Below are 17,255 nucleotides of genomic sequence, written 5' to 3'. Positions count from 1 at the left end.
TCAACGTTACCGCGCGGGTCGCACAGCTGGCGCCGCGCCCAAGTACATTGTGGGGATACATGCAGACACTAAAGGTCGACCTCGGCGAGCGTAGCTACCCGATCTACATTGGCGAAGGCCTGCTGGACCAGGCTGAACTGCTGGCGCCGCATATCCGTGGGCGGCAGGTCGCCATCGTTTCCAACGAAACCGTCGCGCCTCTGTATCTCGAACGCCTGCGCAAGACCTTGGGCGCCTACTCGGTGCAGCCGGTGATCCTGCCGGACGGCGAAGCCCACAAGAACTGGGAAACCCTGCAGCTGATCTTCGACGGTCTGCTGACGGCGCGGCATGACCGCCGTACCACCGTGGTCGCCCTCGGCGGCGGCGTGATCGGTGACATGGCCGGCTTCGCAGCAGCTTGCTACCAACGCGGCGTCGACTTCATCCAGGTGCCGACCACCTTGCTGTCACAGGTCGACTCTTCGGTGGGCGGCAAGACCGGCATCAACCACCCGTTGGGCAAGAACATGGTCGGTGCCTTCTATCAGCCGAATGCGGTGCTGATCGATACCACCAGCCTCAAGACGTTGCCCGGGCGCGAGCTGTCGGCGGGCCTGGCCGAAGTGATCAAGTACGGGCTGATCTGCGACAAGCCATTCCTGGCCTGGCTCGAAGCGAATATGCAGGCCCTGCGAGCCCTCGAGCCGGCAGCGCTGACCGAAGCGATCCGTCGCTCCTGCGCGGCCAAGGCGGCCGTGGTGGGTGCCGACGAGCGCGAATCCGGTGTGCGCGCCACGCTGAACCTTGGGCATACCTTCGGCCATGCCATCGAAACGCACATGGGCTACGGCGTGTGGTTGCACGGTGAAGCCGTGGCCGCAGGCACGGTGATGGCCCTGGAAATGTCCATGCGCCTGGGCTGGATCGACCAGACCGAGCGTGATCGAGCAATCCGCCTGTTGCAGGACGCAGGTTTGCCGGTGGTGCCACCACAGGAAATGACCCCGGCGCATTTCATGGAGCATATGGCGGTCGACAAGAAGGTGCTTGATGGCCGCTTGCGGCTGGTGCTTCTGCGCCAGCTGGGCGAGGCCGTGATCACCGACGACTATCCGAAAGAGATTCTTCAGACCACGCTGTCGGCGGATTACCGCGCGATCGTGGCACAGCTTTGAGGTTGTGACAGCGTAATGACCAGTTTGCATGCCGATGAGGCGTTTCTCGAACATTACCAGTTGAGCCACGATCCGTTCGCGCCGCGTGTGCCCGGTTTCAAGTTCTTCCCTGCCCAGCGCAAGCCGGTGCTTGGCCAGCTGCATCACCTGGCCCGCTACAGCCAGCTGATGCTGGTGGTCACCGGCCCTGTCGGCAGCGGCAAGACGCTGCTGCGCCAGGCCCTGGTGGCCAGCACCAACAAGCAGTCTGTGCTGAGCGTGGTGGTATCTGCCCGCGGCGCCAGCGATGCCGCCAGCATGCTTGGCCAGGTGGCGCAAACGCTGGAAGTCGCCCAGCCTGAAGTGCAGGCGATCCTGAACAAGGTGGTGCAACTGGCGCTGACCGGGCAGGAAGTCTATTTGCTGGTCGACGATGCGGAACAACTCGACGAGTCGGCACTCCAAGCGTTGCTGGAACTGGCTGGTGGGCTACCGGAAGGGCGCCCGCACGTGTTCCTGTTCGGCGAGCCCTCGCTGATTGCCGGGTTGGACGAGATCGAGGTCGAGGAAGAGCGTTTCCATGTCATCGAACTCGCCCCCTACAGCGAGGAGGAAACCCGCGAGTACCTTGAGCAACGCCTGGAAGGCGCTGGCCGGGGCATCGAGGTGTTCACCCGTGAACAGCTGGTCGATATCCATGAAAACTCCGACGGATGGCCTGGCAACATCAACCAGGTCGCCCGCGACACTTTGATCGAAGCCATGATCGCCAGCCGTACCACGGTCAAGCGACCATCCATGGGGTTGAAAATGCCTAAGAAACACGTGCTCGCGTTGTCCGCTGTCGTCGTGGTCGCCGTAGGTGCTGCGGTGCTGATGCCCAAGAAAGGCGACAAGGCCCCTGCCGAGGCGCCTGTGGCCCAGGCCCAGCTGCCATTGGGCGAGGGCCAGCCGGGAGGCGCCCAATCGAACAACGGTAACCCGGCCATCGAATTCTCCGGCCAGTCGCAGCCGATGCCGCTGCCGCTGGTGGGTCAGTCCCAGCCGGTCATGCGCGAACCTCTGGCGCAAGCTGCGGGCATGGGTGATGGCGAAGAGGGCAGCCCTGCCGGCAATACTGCCCTGCAGCCTGGCACTCCGCCTACCGTGACTACTACCGCGCCACCCCAAGGCGTGCCTGCCGGCCCGGCGCCAAGCATGGCCCAGGCCACCGCGCCGGCGCAGCCGGTTGCCCAGGCACCCAAGCCTGTCGCCACCCAGCCTGCCAAGCCGGTTGCGCCTGCCAAGCCGGCACCGACTCAGGTCGCTACCGCCAAGCCAGCCGCCAAACCGGTGGAAAAGCCGGCATCCGGCGGTACCGGCAGCAGTGGCTGGTATTCGGGCCAAAAGCCAGGCAACTATGTGGTGCAGATCCTCGGCACCAGCTCCGAAGCGTCGGCCCAGGCCTTCGTCAAGGCGCAGGGTGGCGACTATCGCTACTTCAAGAAAAACCTGCAGGGCAAGCCCCTGTACGTGGTCACCTACGGCAACTTTGCCAACCGCGACGCAGCGGTTGCGGCAATCAAGAACTTGCCAGCGAAGGTCCAGGCTGGTAAACCTTGGCCACGTACCGTTGCCAGCGTCCAACAAGAGCTGGCAACGGCCCGCTGATACCTGCCGGGCGGCATCACCCCCGCCGCCCAGTTGCTGAGCGATTAACGATATTCGAATAGCCTGCTGCGCCTGAGCGCGGCAGGCTTTTCTGTCCCAGACTGCCGGCCACAAGCCTCTGTTGCAGTCATGGCTGAAACGCTTCAGACTCGAGTCAAGCCGCTATCACGGCGCAAGGCGTAAAAACATTCAAAATTGCGACATAAATTTTCAATGGTGAGACATGAAAATTTGTGGGTATGACTGTCGCTGTGCAACAATGGTTTTCCATGGCCACCGCAAAAAAGCTGGCATTTGATCGGCGTGGATGGTAAGTGGTTGTACATAAAAGAGATTTGCCTCCGGTTGAGAGGTGAACCTGGTGAGAAAGTGTCTATGAAAACAGGTCTGTACCATCCCGAAGAATTCAAGGACAACTGTGGTTTTGGCCTGATTGCCCATATGACGGGCGAACCGAGCCACCACCTTCTGCAAACCGCCATGCAAGCGCTGACTTGCATGACCCACCGCGGCGGCATCAACGCCGACGGCAAGACCGGCGACGGTTGCGGTCTGCTCATGCAGAAGCCCGATCAATTCCTGCGTGCCGTGGCCCAGGAACACTTCGCTGTCGAGCTGCCCAGGCAGTACGCCGTCGGCATGGTGTTCTTCAACCAGGACCCGGTCAAAGCCGAAGCTGCCCGCGCCAACATGGACCGCGAGATCGTCGCTGCCGGGCTGAAGCTGGTCGGCTGGCGCAAGGTCCCGATCGATACCAGCGTGCTCGGTCGCCTGGCCCTGGAGCGCCTGCCGCAGATCGAACAGGTGTTCATCGGCGCAGAAGGCCTGAGCGATCAGGAATTCGCCATCAAGCTGTTCAGTGCCCGTCGCCGTTCGTCCGTGGCCAACGCCCACGACGCCGACCACTACATCTGCAGCTTCTCGCACAAGACCATCATCTACAAAGGCTTGATGATGCCGCGCGATCTCGCGGCGTTCTATCCAGACCTGGGTGACGAGCGCCTGCAAACCGCGATCTGCGTGTTCCACCAGCGCTTCTCCACCAACACCCTGCCGAAATGGCCGCTGGCGCAGCCGTTCCGCTTCCTCGCCCACAACGGCGAGATCAACACCATCACCGGCAACCGCAACTGGGCCATGGCCCGTCGCACCAAGTTCGCCAACGACCAGATCCCCGACCTCGAAGAGCTCGGCCCGCTGGTCAACCGTGTCGGGTCCGACTCATCGAGCATGGACAACATGCTCGAGCTGATGGTCACAGGCGGCATAGACCTGTTCCGCGGTGTGCGCATGCTGGTACCGCCAGCCTGGCAGAACGTCGAAACCATGGATGCCGACCTGCGCGCCTTCTACGAATACAACTCCATGCACATGGAGCCGTGGGATGGCCCGGCCGGTATCGTCATGACCGAAGGCCGCCACGCGGTGTGCCTGCTCGACCGTAACGGCCTGCGCCCGGCGCGCTGGGTGACGACCACCAACGGCTACATCACCATCGCCTCGGAAATCGGCGTGTGGGGCTACCAGCCTGAGGAAGTCCTGGCCAAGGGCCGTGTCGGCCCGGGCCAGATCCTTGCCGTGGACACCGAAACTGGCCAGATTCTCGACACTGACGCCATCGACAACCGTCTGAAGTCGCGTCATCCGTACAAGCGCTGGTTGCGTCAGCACGCCACGCGTATCCAGGCGACGCTGACTGACGACCAGGGTGTGGCCAGCTACGACGCTGACCAGCTCAAGCAGTACATGAAGATGTTCCAGGTCACCTTCGAAGAACGTGACCAGGTGCTGCGCCCACTCGGCGAGCAGGGCCAGGAAGCGGTCGGCTCGATGGGTGACGACACGCCGATGGCCGTGCTCTCGCAGCGCGTGCGTTCGCCATACGACTTCTTCCGCCAGCAGTTCGCCCAGGTGACCAACCCGCCGATCGACCCACTGCGCGAAGCGATCGTCATGTCCTTGGAAATCTGCCTGGGCGCCGAGCGCAACATCTTCCAGGAATCCCCGGAGCACGCTTCCCGGGTGATCCTCAGCTCGCCGGTCATCTCGCCCGCCAAGTGGCGTTCGCTGATGAACCTGGAGCGTGAAGGCTTCGACCGCCAGCTGATCGACCTCAACTATGACGAGAGCGTCGGCCTGGAAGCGGCCATCCGCAACATCGCCGACCAGGCTGAAGAAGCCGTGCGCGGCGGCAAGACTCAGCTGGTGCTGAGCGACCGCTACATTGCCCCGGGCAAGCTGCCGGTGCACGCGTCGCTTGCCGTGGGTGCCGTGCACCACCGCCTGACCGAGCAGGGCTTGCGTTGCGACAGCAACATCCTGGTGGAAACCGCCACTGCCCGTGACCCGCACCACTTCGCCGTGCTGCTGGGCTTCGGTGCCTCGGCCGTGTACCCGTACCTGGCTTACGAAGTGCTGGCCGACCTGATCCGTACCGGCGAAGTGCTGGGCGACCTGGACGAAGTCTTCAAGTACTACCGCAAAGGCATTTCCAAGGGCCTGCTGAAGATCCTGTCGAAGATGGGTATCTCCACCATCACCTCGTACCGTGGCGCCCAGCTGTTCGAAGCCATCGGCCTGTCCGAGGAAGTGGTCGGCCTGAGCTTCAAGGGCGTGTCCAGCCGCATCAAGGGTGCGCGTTTCGTCGACCTCGAAGGTGACCAGAAGCTGCTGGCAGCCGAAGCCTGGAGCGCGCGCAAGCCGATCCAGCAAGGTGGCCTGCTGAAGTTCGTCCACGGTGGCGAATATCACGCGTACAACCCGGACGTGGTCAACACCCTGCAGGCTGCCGTGCAGCAGGGCGACTACGCCAAGTTCAAGGAATACACCACCCTGGTCGACCAGCGCCCGGTGTCGATGATCCGCGACCTGCTGAAAGTGAAGGTGGCCGACGAGGCCCTGCCGCTGGATCAGATCGAGCCGCTGGAGGCCATCCTCAAACGCTTCGACTCCGCCGGTATCTCCCTGGGCGCCCTGTCGCCAGAGGCCCACGAGGCCCTGGCCGAGGCGATGAACCGCCTGGGTGCACGCTCCAACTCCGGTGAGGGCGGTGAAGACCCGTCGCGCTACGGCACCATCCGCAGCTCGAAGATCAAGCAGGTCGCCACCGGCCGCTTTGGTGTGACCCCGGAATACCTGGTCAACGCCGAAGTGCTGCAGATCAAGGTTGCCCAGGGCGCCAAGCCCGGTGAAGGCGGCCAGCTGCCAGGCGGCAAGGTCAACGGCCTGATCGCCAAGCTGCGCTATGCGGTACCGGGCGTGACCCTGATCTCGCCGCCGCCGCACCACGACATCTATTCGATCGAAGACCTGGCCCAGCTGATCTACGACCTCAAGCAGGTCAACCCGCAGGCCCTGGTTTCGGTCAAGTTGGTGGCTGAAGCGGGCGTTGGCACCATCGCCGCCGGCGTGGCCAAGGCCTATGCCGACCTGATCACCATCTCCGGTTACGACGGTGGTACCGGTGCGTCGCCGCTGACCTCGATCAAGTACGCCGGTGCCCCGTGGGAACTGGGCCTGGCCGAGACCCACCAGACCCTGCGCGGCAACGACTTGCGCGGCAAGGTGCGGGTACAGACCGACGGCGGCCTGAAGACCGGCCTTGACGTGATCAAGGCGGCCATCCTCGGCGCCGAAAGCTTCGGCTTCGGCACCGCGCCAATGATTGCCCTGGGTTGCAAGTACCTGCGCATCTGCCACCTGAACAACTGCGCCACCGGCGTGGCCACCCAGAACGACAAACTGCGCAAGGACCACTACATCGGCACTGTCGACATGGTGATCAACTTCTTCACCTTCGTCGCTGAAGAAACCCGTGAGTGGCTGGCCAAGCTGGGCGTGCGCAGCCTCGGCGAGCTGATCGGCCGTACCGACCTGCTCGACGTGCTGCCAGGCGACACCGAGCGCCAGCAGTACCTGGACCTGACCCCGCTGCTGGGCAGCTCGCACATCCCGGCCGACAAGCCGCAGTTCTGCGAAGTCGACAAGAACCCGCCGTTCGACAAGGGCGAGCTGGCCGAGAAGATGGTCGAGATGGCCCTGCCAGCGATCCGCGACCAGGCCGGTGGCGAGTTCAGCCTCGACATCTGCAACTGCGACCGTTCCATCGGTGCCCGTATCTCTGGCGAAATCGCCAAGCTGTACGGCAACCAGGGCATGGCCGACAAGCCGGTCACCTTCCGCTTCAAGGGTACTGCCGGGCAGAGCTTCGGCGTATGGAACGCCGGTGGTCTGAACCTTCACCTGGAAGGCGACGCCAACGACTACGTCGGTAAAGGCATGACCGGTGGCAAGGTCACCATCGTGCCGCCAGCCGGCAGCCCGTTCGCAACCCAGCACAGCGCCATCGTCGGCAACACCTGCCTTTACGGCGCCACCGGCGGCAAGCTGTTCGCTGCTGGCACCGCGGGCGAGCGCTTCGCTGTGCGTAACTCCGGCGCCCACGCTGTTGTCGAGGGTACTGGCGATCACTGCTGTGAATACATGACCGGCGGCTTTGTCTGCGTCTTGGGCAAGACCGGTTACAACTTCGGTTCTGGCATGACTGGCGGCTTCGCCTACGTGCTCGACATGGACAACAGCTTCGTCGACAAACTCAACCACGAGCTGGTGGAAATCCAGCGCATCAGTGGTGAGGCGATGGAAGCCTACCGTAGCCACCTGGCGCGGGTCCTTGGCGAATACGTGGAAGAGACCGGTAGCGAGTGGGGGCGTGAGCTCTTCGAGAACCTGGACGACTATGTGCGGCGCTTCTGGCTGGTCAAGCCGAAGGCGGCCAACCTCAAGCAACTGCTGTCCAGCACCCGTGCCAACCCGCAGTAACAACAGCTGCAAGTGGCAAGCCTCAAGCTGCAAGAAAAAGCAGCACGAGGTTTGCCCGGCTTAAGTGATCGTCTTGCGGCTTGCAGCTTGTAGCTTGCAGCTGCTGTAAAGAGGTTTTGAAAAATGGCTGAACGTCTGAACAACGACTTCCAGTTCATCGAAGTGGGCCGCAAGGACCCGAAGAAAAAGCTGCTGCGCCAGCGCAAGAAGGAGTTCGTGGAGATCTACGAACCCTTCAAGCCTGCCCAGTCCGTAGAACAGGCGCACCGCTGCCTGGGCTGCGGTAACCCGTATTGCGAATGGAAGTGCCCGGTCCACAACTTCATCCCCAACTGGCTGAAGTTGGTCTCCGAAGGCAACATCCTGGCCGCGGCCGAGTTGTCGCACCAGACCAACACCCTGCCGGAAGTGTGCGGCCGCGTGTGTCCGCAAGACCGTCTGTGCGAAGGTGCCTGCACCCTGAACGACGGTTTCGGCGCCGTGACCATCGGCTCGGTCGAGAAGTACATCACCGACACCGCCTTCGCCATGGGCTGGCGCCCGGACATGTCCAAGGTGAAGCCAACCGGCAAGCGCGTCGCCATCATCGGCGCCGGCCCGGCTGGCCTGGGCTGCGCCGACGTGCTCGTGCGTGGCGGCGTGACCCCGGTAGTGTTCGACAAGAATCCGGAAATCGGCGGCCTGCTGACCTTCGGCATTCCCGAGTTCAAGCTGGAAAAGACCGTGCTGAGCAATCGTCGCGAAGTCTTCACCGGCATGGGCATCGAGTTCCGCCTGAACACCGAGGTGGGCAAGGACATCACCATGGAGCAGCTGCTCGCCGAGTACGATGCAGTGTTCATGGGCATGGGCACCTACACCTACATGAAGGGCGGCTTCCCGGGCGAGGACCTGCCAGGCGTGCACGACGCGCTGGACTTCCTGATCGCCAACGTCAACCGCAACCTGGGCTTCGAGAAGTCGCCGGAAGACTTCGTCGACATGCAGGGCAAGAAGGTCGTGGTACTGGGCGGTGGCGACACTGCAATGGACTGCAACCGCACCTCGATTCGCCAAGGCGCCAAGTCGGTGACCTGTGCTTATCGTCGTGACGAAGCCAACATGCCAGGCTCGCGCAAAGAGGTGAAGAACGCCAAGGAAGAAGGCGTGAAGTTCCTCTACAACCGCCAGCCCATCGCCATCGTCGGCGAAGACAAGGTCGAAGGCGTGAAAGTGGTCGAGACCCGTCTCGGCGAGCCGGATGCCCGTGGCCGTCGCAGCCCTGAGCCGATCCCGGGCTCTGAAGAAATCCTGCCGGCCGACGCCGTGGTGATCGCCTTCGGTTTCCGCCCGAGCCCGGCACCGTGGTTCGACCAGCATGGCATCCAGCTGGACAGCCAAGGCCGCGTGGTGGCGCCAGAGAAGGCCAGGTTCAAGCACCAGACCAGCAACCCGAAAGTGTTCGCCGGTGGTGACATGGTGCGCGGTTCGGACCTGGTGGTGACGGCGATCTTCGAAGGCCGTAATGCCGCTGAAGGCATCCTGGACTATCTCGAAGTCTGATCCGACCTCTTCGCGGGCAAGCCCGCTCCCACAGGTACTGCACTGGCCCTTGTGGGAGCGGGCAGCCCGCGAAGCTTTTTTGTATACAAAATCGTTTGATCTGTGGCACCCGATAGACAAAACGCATGGTCTTGACCGTGCCTTTTGCGCTGGCGTCTGAGAAAATGCCCGCACTATTTTTCCGGATGCCGACATGACTGCCCTGAAGAACGATCGTTTCCTGCGTGCACTGCTCAAGCAACCCGTGGACGTTACCCCAGTCTGGATGATGCGCCAGGCCGGCCGCTACCTGCCGGAGTACCGCGCCAGCCGCGCCAAGGCGGGTGATTTCATGAGCTTGTGCATGAACCCGCAGTTCGCCTGCGAGGTCACCTTGCAGCCGCTGGACCGCTACCCGCTGGACGCGGCGATCCTGTTCTCGGACATCCTCACCATTCCCGATGCCATGGGCCTGGGCCTGTACTTCGAAACCGGCGAAGGCCCGCGTTTCAAGAAGACCATCAGCACCCCGGCCGATATCGAAGCGCTGCCGATCCCTGACCCGCAGAAAGACCTCGGCTACGTGATGGACGCGGTCAGCACCATCCGTCGCGAACTCAATGGGCGCGTGCCGCTGATCGGTTTCTCCGGCAGCCCATGGACGCTGGCCACCTACATGGTCGAAGGCGGCTCGTCGAAGGACTTCCGCAAGACCAAGGCCATGGCCTACGACAACCCCCAAGCCCTGCACCTGTTGCTGGACAAGCTGGCCCAGTCGGTCACCAGCTACCTTAACGGCCAGATTTTGGCCGGTGCCCAAGCCGTGCAGATCTTCGACACCTGGGGCGGAAACCTGTCGGCGGCGGCCTATCAGGAGTTTTCCCTTGCCTATATGCGCAAGATCGTCAGCGGCCTGATCCGCGAGCACGACGGGCGCAAGGTGCCAGTGATTCTGTTCACCAAGAATGGTGGCCTGTGGCTGGAAAGCATCGCCGAAGCCGGTGCCGACGCATTGGGCCTGGACTGGACCTGTGAAATCGGCGACGCCCGCCGCCGTGTCGGTGACAAGGTTGCGCTGCAAGGCAACATGGACCCGACCGTGCTGTACGCCAAGCCTGAGGCCATCCGCAAGGAAGTGGCGCGCATTCTGGCGAGCTATGGCAATGGCACTGGCCACGTTTTCAACCTGGGCCACGGGATTACCCCGGAAGTCGACCCGGAACATGCTGGTGTGTTCATCAATGCCGTCCATGAGCTTTCAGCGCAGTACCACGCCTGATTCGAGGTTCCCCGACCGCACCCTTTGCGGATCGGGGAATCATCGGCTGTAGGACTGAAAATGCCGCGACTGTCCAAGGCTAATCCTACATATTGCTGAAGCTGTCATCGTTAGAGTTCGAACTCCTCTTGCGCAGAAAGCGCATTAGCGTCGAGTTAATGCGCTTACGCGCATTCAACCATCAATGCGTTTGGAGTTCGTGATGATTACAGCAATGACTCTGCGGAAAAGCGCTGTCGCCGCAGGGGTTTGGATGGCGGTCGCAGGTGCAGGCTTGCAGGCTCAAATTGCCAATGCCCATGGCTACCTGGCTGATCCACCTTCCCGTGCGGGGCTCTGCCATGCGACCCTTAAAAATCTTAACACCAACTGCGGTCAGGCTGAGTGGGAGCCGTGGTCGGTCGGTGAGGCGGTAGGGCGTTTCCCTGGTGCAGGTCCAGTCGATGGAAAAATTGCGAGCGGTGGTGTCCGGGCCGATTTTGTCGCCCTCGATGAGCAATCGGCCAACCGCTGGCATCTGACCCCGATCACGGACCGTAATCTCCAGTTCGACTGGCATTATGAAGCGCCGCATCTGGCGACCTCGTGGGAATACTTCATCACCAAGGCGGATTGGAACCCCAACACGGCATTGACCCGTGCCTCATTCGACGATACCCCGTTCTGCGCGGTAGATGGCAACAACCAGATGCCTGCCAAAGGTACAGGCACCAACCCCAAGCACAGTTGCACATTGCCAGCTGATCGCTCCGGCCAGCACGTGATCCTCGGCGTCTGGAAGGTTGGCGATACCGACAAGGCGTTCCACAGTGTCGCTGACGTTGATATTCAGCTCGATGGCGGCCCAAACCCTGAGTGGCCTCGCCTGGCTGAAATCAGTGCCAGTCGTGACCTCGAGGTCGGGGATAAAGTGACTGCCCGTGCATTCGATGCCAACGGGGAGCGTACTTCGTACCATGTGCAGATCACAGTCGATAGCGACGAAGAGGGCTTCGCTGCCAACTGGGCTTACAAACTCGCCAAGCAGATCAACGAAACACAGACGTTGGTGCGTGCGGGCAAAATGGATGCAGACGGCAATATCGAGCCGGTGCAGGGCTCCAACAGCATCTTCGCCAAATCCGAAAGTGGCCTCACCAACTACATCCTGGACTTCGACGCTGCCGGCGGTGAACCGACCACGATGCACCTGCACGATGTCAAACCCGAGTACACGATCGTGGACGGCAAAGGGGTCGTGGATTTCGCCGTCATGACAAACAAGGCCCTGACCGTGACTGCGCGACTGTTCGACGGCAACAACAAGCAGGTGGCTTACTCGCGCCAGAACGTCAACGGCACCGGGCCGTTCGCGTTGAATGTGGAGAGTGTCCAGGGCGAGCACACCCTCAAGGTCGTGGGCGTGGACAAGCGCGAGCGCGTGCTGCTGCAGGACGAGAAGACGGTACAGCTCAAGCCGGCGGGCGATGCCTCCTATGACTTTGTATTCCCAGAGTCGCTCTCGAACTACAAGGCGGGCACCAAAGTGCTGCAGCCCAAGAATGGCAAGGTCTATGAGTGCCAGCCGTTCCCCAACTCGGGTTACTGCGTGCAGTACTCCGCAGATGCCGCCCAGTTCGAACCAGGCACTGGCTCGAACTGGAACATGGCCTGGACCGAGAAGTAATGCATCAAGCCTGGCCCCCTGAGGGGTCAGGTTCTTTGGGTACTATCAATGCAAGTACAAAGAAATTGCTGGCAGCACACTCTTCTGCTAGCCCTGGGTGTGGCTATGCACATCGGCGCCGTCGTGTTGCATGAGTTGTCTGCGCGACGGGTACTACGGCAGATGCTGCCCTGATTCGGATGAAGCGCGCATCTCATTTGATCTGGATGGCGTTCGTGCTGGTAACGCTTGCCTGGCTGGCGTGGCGTGAAAACGTCTATCCAGTAGCCGCCCATCCGTTGGTCCAGCCGTCAGAGGTGGCTAAAGCGGCCATACCGGAAAAACCGTTGCCGGCGGCCACCCTGGCCCTGGCGTTCGGCTTTCAGGCAGCGGGCCCGCGGCAGCCCAGCCAAGCGGATATCGCCCTCAAGGCCAGCTTTGTTTCCAGTCAGGGCGAGGCCCGTGCGTTGGTCAAAAGCCAAAGCGGCGAGGCCATTTACCGCGTTGGTGACCGGATACCAGACCGTGGCGTGCTGCGGCGTATTGATGTGCGTTCCATTGTGTTGTGGATCGATGGCCGCGAAGAAGTCGTGTCGTTGTCCGCTCCCACCCCCTCCGTTTTTCTGCCCACGGGTGCGGCCACTCGTCCGCACCACGTCCCCGACCCCTCATCCCGCCTGTTGCGGGAGGTGCAATGACTCTCAAGCGATTTCTGCTGGCTGCTTCGTTCGGCGCCAGTCTTACCCTGACCTGTTCCCTGGCGCTGGCTGATGCGCCCACCTGGCAACTGGCAATGAGCGATGCCGACGTGCGTGAGGTCGTGCGCGAAGTGGGCGCGATCCTCGACCAGACGATCATCCTTGACCCGCGCGTGCAGGGACGCATCACGGTGCTTTCCAACGAGGCGCTCGACCGTGAAGGGGTACGCCGGCTGTTCTACTCGGTGCTCAATACCCAAGGCTTTGCCGCCGTGAACGATGGCGACCGCCTGCTGGTGCTGCCGGCGAGCGAAGCCAAGGCCTGGGCCAATCAGCAGGTGGAGGCGATTCCGGCAGCGCTCACGACACGGGTCTTCAACCTGTCAGGCAGTGTTGCAGCCGATCTGGCCGGTTTGTTACGGCCTTTGGTTTCCAGCAATGGCTACATTGGGCCGTCCAGCTCGGCCAATGCCTTGGTGGTGACCGATTCCGGCGCCAACCTTGCGCGTCTGGAGAACCTGGTCCTGCAGCTCGACAGCGGGCAGCGGCACGACTATGAGCTGGTGACCTTGCGAAAAGCCCAGGCCGATCTTGTGTTTCCAGTGGTCGAAGCTGCGGCCGGAGGCCCGGACAGCGGCGTTCGAGTGCTGGCCGATGCGAGCGGTAATCGCCTGCTGATTCTGGGCCCGGCCAAGTCCAGGCAGCGCCTGGCGCAACTGACTCGCTCGCTGGATGTACCCGCACCGACCACCTCGCAGAATTGGCGAGTGGTGCGCCTGCAACACAGCAATGCCGAGCAGCTTGCCGAAGTGCTGGGTGAGGTGGGCAAGCGCCTGGATGGTACGCCGGGCGCAACCACGCTGGGCGCTGACCTTGCCGGAGAGGCCATGGTCAAAGCTGATGCCAGTCAGAACGCCTTGGTATTGCTAGGCGAGCCGCAGACGCTGGGCAGCGTGGAACAGATCATCCAGCAACTGGATCAGCCGCGTGCGCAAGTGCTTATCCATGCGGCAATCGTGGAGGTCAGCGGCAGCATCGATGAAGCATTGGGCGTGCAGTGGGGCATGGACACAGGTGGCCTGAAGGGTGGCGTTACCTTCAGCGAAAGCGGTGCAACGCTGGCCGACCTTGTGGGCAAAGAGGCCAAGCTGCCAGGGGGCGCCGCACTGGCTATCGGCTCTGACCGTTTTGCTGCGTTGGTCTCGGCCTTGGCCAGCAACAGCCGCAGCAACCTGTTGTCCACCCCAAGCCTGCTGACCTTGGACAATCAGGAGGCGCAGATTCTGGTTGGCCAGAATGTGCCGTTCAAGACCGGCTCCTACGTTACGCCCGGCAGCGGTTCGGAAAACCCCTTCACCACGGTCGAGCGCAAGGACATCGGCATCAGCCTCAAGGTGCGTCCGCACATCAACGAAGGGAACAGCTTGCGCCTGGAAGTCGAGCAAGAGAGTTCGGAGATTGCACCCAGCACGGCAGAGAACGACCTGATTACCAACAAGCGTACGCTCAAGAGCACCATCCTGGCCGCCGATGGCGAGATCATCGTTATTGGCGGCCTCATCAAGGACAGCGTGCGCAAGGTAGAGCGCGGTGTGCCGCTGCTCAGCCGTATTCCGTGGGTGGGCGGTTTGTTCCGTTGGCGCAGCGACACCCAGGAAAAGACCAACCTCATGGTATTCCTGCGCCCGACTATCCTGCGCAGTCAGGTCGAGCTGGTCGAAGCGGGAAGACGTGCCTACGAAGGGGTGCGCACCGCCGATGATTCGGCGCTGCCGGAAGATGGCCAACTGATGTTCGATGCGCGCCCTCTGCCAGGCGGGACAGGGCCACGCCCATGAGCTTCGAACTGCCGTTCAGCTTCGCCCGACGTCAGGGCATCCTGCTTGATCACCAAGCGGCCGAACCCGCCTTGCTGATGCGTGAGGGGGCGTCGCTGGCCGCCATGGCCGAGGCCTGTCGGCTGGTGGGCAGTATCTGGCCCCTGCGCCGTGTAAGCGATGCCCAGTTCACTGAACGCCTGGCCAGTTGTTACGGCCCAGGTCAGGACGTCGCACAAGCGGTGGTTCAGGGCCTGCATCAGGAAATCGACCTGACGCGGCTGGCCGAAGCTTTGCCGCAAACGTGCGATCTGCTCGAGCAACAAGACGACGCGCCGATCATCCGCTTGCTGAATGCCTTGTTCAGCGAGGCTGTGGGGGCCCGGGCCTCGGATATCCATCTGGAAACTTTCGAGCATCAATTGCGCGTGCGCATGCGCATCGACGGTGTCATGCGTGAAGTGCTGACGCCACCGCGGGAGCTGGCTGCTCTGCTGGTTTCCCGCATAAAGGTAATGGCGCGCCTGGACATCGCCGAAAAGCGCGTGCCTCAGGATGGCCGGATCAGCCTACTCCTTGCCGGCCACGACGTGGACGTGCGGGTGTCGACCTTGCCCGCCGCCCATGGCGAGCGGGTGGTGCTGCGTTTGCTGGACAAACAGGCAGTGCGCCTGGACATCGACCACATGCAGATGCACGGCACTGTGCGTGCCGGTTTCATGCGCATGCTGGAGAAACCACACGGTATCTTCCTGGTCACTGGGCCAACCGGTTCCGGCAAGACCACGACGTTGTACACCGCGCTTTCGTACCTCAACCAGATATCGCGGAATATCCTCACCGTCGAAGACCCGATCGAGTACCACCTTCCCGGCATCGGCCAGACCCAGGTCAACACCAAGGTGGACATGACTTTCGCCCGTGGCCTGAGAGCTATCCTGCGCCAGGACCCGGACGTGGTGATGGTGGGCGAGATCCGCGACCGGGAGACCGCTGATATTGCGGTACAGGCCTCGCTGACGGGCCACCTGGTATTGTCCACCCTGCATACCAACAGCGCCCTGGGAGCAATCACTCGCCTTGCCGACATGGGCATCGATAGCTGCCTGCTGGCGTCTTCGTTGGCTGGAGTCATGGCCCAGCGCCTGGTGCGACGGCTTTGCCCCCACTGCAAGGTTGCATGTGAACTGGACGAGGCCACGGCCCGTGCCTTGGGTAACCCGGCCGAGCTGCCATCACAGCAGTACAAGGCGGTGGGCTGCAGCGAATGCCAGCAGGGTTACAGCGGGCGTCTTGCTTTGCACGAGATGGTGGTGGTGAGCCCCGCGTTGGCCCAGGCGATTCATGCTCGGGCGTCACAGGCCGATATGCTCGACTTGATCCGCCGGGACACACCGAGCCTTTTCCAGCATGGCGTCCAGCGTGTGTGTCAGGGGCAGACCAGCGTGGCAGAACTGCTGCGTGTGGCGGGGCAGGACTGACATGGCCCTGTTCCGTTACCAGACCCAGGATGCCAAGGGCCGGCGCCAGAGAGGCACGCTGGAGGCATCGGGCGCGCGCCAGGCCCGGCAAATATTGCGCGAGCAAGGAATGCTGGTACTGAAACTGGACGCTATACGCGAGTCACCTCTGGTCAGGTGGCTTTCACGCAATAGCCTGAGCCTGGCCCGGCGCTCGCTGCTGACACGCCAGCTGGCAACTTTGCTGCAAGCCGGATTACCGTTGACCGAGGCCTTGCAGGCAGTGGCCGATCAAAGTACCCAGCGCCAGGTTCGTCTGGTGCTGCTCGGTGTGGTTGAACGGGTTGCAGAAGGCCATGCCCTGGCTGAGTCCATGGCGCACTACCCACAGGCGTTCCCCGTGGTTTACCGAGCCACGGTGGCCGCCGCCGAACGCTCCGGCCACTTGGGGAGTGTGCTCGAGCGCTTGGCCGAGCATGGCGAGAACCAGCAGGCCTTGCGCCAGAAAGTACAGCTGGCGATGGTCTACCCGTTGATCCTGCTGGTTGTCTCGCTGCTGGTGGTGGGGTTTCTGCTGGGCTATGTGGTACCGGACGTGGTGCAGGCCTTTTCGCGCGACCAGGCGCAACTGCCGTTTGCAACGCAAGTGCTGATCGCCCTGAGCGATGCCACCCAGCATTACGGTCTGGTAGCGCTGGCGCTGCTGGCGATAACCATTGCGCTAATTGCCTGGGCACTTCGTCAACGGGCACTACGCAGGCAATGGCATGGCTTTTCACTGAGCCTGCCAGGTTATGGCGATTTCGTTCGGGCCAGTGAAGCGGCGCGTTTCATCAGTACCCTGGCAATCCTGGGGCGCAGCGGCGTAGCCCTGGTCGAGGCGATGAACATTGGCGCGGCGGTCATTGGCAACCTGGTCCTGCGCGAGCATCTGCTGCAGGCCGCTCGTGAACTGGGCGAGGGCGCCACGCTGGGCCATTGCCTGGCACGCAGCCAAACCCTGCCGCCACTGATGCTGCACATGATCGCCAGCGGCGAACGCGCCGGTGAACTGGACACCATGCTGGAACGTGCCGCAGACCTTCAAACCAAGCAATTGGCGGGGCGCATCTCATTGCTCGTGAGTCTCTGCGAACCCCTGATGCTGCTGGTCATGGGGAGCATCGTACTGTTCATCGTGCTTGCCATCCTGCTGCCCATCCTCAACCTAAACCAACTGGTCAATTGA

Annotated in this window: 10 protein-coding genes; all 10 read left to right on the top strand. The window is 62.4% G+C overall.

Annotated features, from left to right (window positions below; translation table 11 throughout):
* Positions 1 to 59: 59 nt before the first annotated feature.
* The 10 genes from aroB (at position 60) to gspF (ending at position 17,255) form a co-directional block, all read left to right on the top strand.
* On the top strand, positions 60 to 1,157 hold the full coding sequence (gene aroB, locus ACIPW4_RS09540) for a 3-dehydroquinate synthase (RefSeq protein ID WP_400657019.1): 1,098 nt from the start codon (positions 60 to 62) through the stop codon (positions 1,155 to 1,157).
* Between the two features lie 15 nt (positions 1,158 to 1,172).
* Positions 1,173 to 2,786, top strand: coding sequence for an AAA family ATPase (locus ACIPW4_RS09535; RefSeq protein WP_400657017.1), 1,614 nt, complete (start codon positions 1,173 to 1,175; stop codon positions 2,784 to 2,786).
* A 375-nt stretch (positions 2,787 to 3,161) separates the two neighbouring features.
* Positions 3,162 to 7,607, top strand: coding sequence for a glutamate synthase large subunit (gltB, locus tag ACIPW4_RS09530; RefSeq protein ID WP_400657015.1), 4,446 nt, complete (start codon positions 3,162 to 3,164; stop codon positions 7,605 to 7,607).
* Positions 7,608 to 7,730: 123 nt separating this feature from the next.
* Positions 7,731 to 9,149, top strand: a complete 1,419-nt coding sequence (locus tag ACIPW4_RS09525) for an FAD-dependent oxidoreductase (RefSeq protein ID WP_400657013.1) — start codon at positions 7,731 to 7,733, stop codon at positions 9,147 to 9,149.
* Positions 9,150 to 9,342: 193 nt separating this feature from the next.
* The gene (gene hemE / locus ACIPW4_RS09520; protein ID WP_400657010.1) at positions 9,343 to 10,407 is read left to right on the top strand and encodes a uroporphyrinogen decarboxylase; all 1,065 of its coding nucleotides are present in this window, start codon (positions 9,343 to 9,345) and stop codon (positions 10,405 to 10,407) included.
* A gap of 202 nt (positions 10,408 to 10,609) precedes the next feature.
* The gene (gene gbpA, locus ACIPW4_RS09515) at positions 10,610 to 12,073 is read left to right on the top strand and encodes an N-acetylglucosamine-binding protein GbpA (protein WP_400657008.1); all 1,464 of its coding nucleotides are present in this window, start codon (positions 10,610 to 10,612) and stop codon (positions 12,071 to 12,073) included.
* Positions 12,074 to 12,252: 179 nt separating this feature from the next.
* Positions 12,253 to 12,750, top strand: coding sequence for a protein XcpP (locus tag ACIPW4_RS09510; RefSeq protein WP_400657006.1), 498 nt, complete (start codon positions 12,253 to 12,255; stop codon positions 12,748 to 12,750).
* Complete coding sequence (gene gspD / locus ACIPW4_RS09505; protein WP_400657004.1) at positions 12,747 to 14,588, top strand: type II secretion system secretin GspD; 1,842 nt, start codon at positions 12,747 to 12,749, stop codon at positions 14,586 to 14,588. Before ACIPW4_RS09510 ends, gspD begins: the two co-directional genes overlap by 4 nt.
* The gene (gspE, locus tag ACIPW4_RS09500; RefSeq protein WP_400657002.1) at positions 14,585 to 16,048 is read left to right on the top strand and encodes a type II secretion system ATPase GspE; all 1,464 of its coding nucleotides are present in this window, start codon (positions 14,585 to 14,587) and stop codon (positions 16,046 to 16,048) included. The genes gspD and gspE overlap by 4 nt, the downstream gene beginning before the upstream one ends.
* Position 16,049: 1 nt before the next feature.
* Entirely contained in the window at positions 16,050 to 17,255 is a 1,206-nt protein-coding gene (gene gspF / locus ACIPW4_RS09495; RefSeq protein WP_400657001.1) for a type II secretion system inner membrane protein GspF, read from the top strand.

Source organism: Pseudomonas sp. NPDC089996, from assembly GCF_044748405.1.
In the GTDB taxonomy this organism is placed as follows: Bacteria; Pseudomonadota; Gammaproteobacteria; order Pseudomonadales; family Pseudomonadaceae; genus Aquipseudomonas.
The sequence above is the reverse complement of the archived record's forward strand: the minus strand, read 5'-3'. Positions and strand labels throughout refer to the sequence as shown.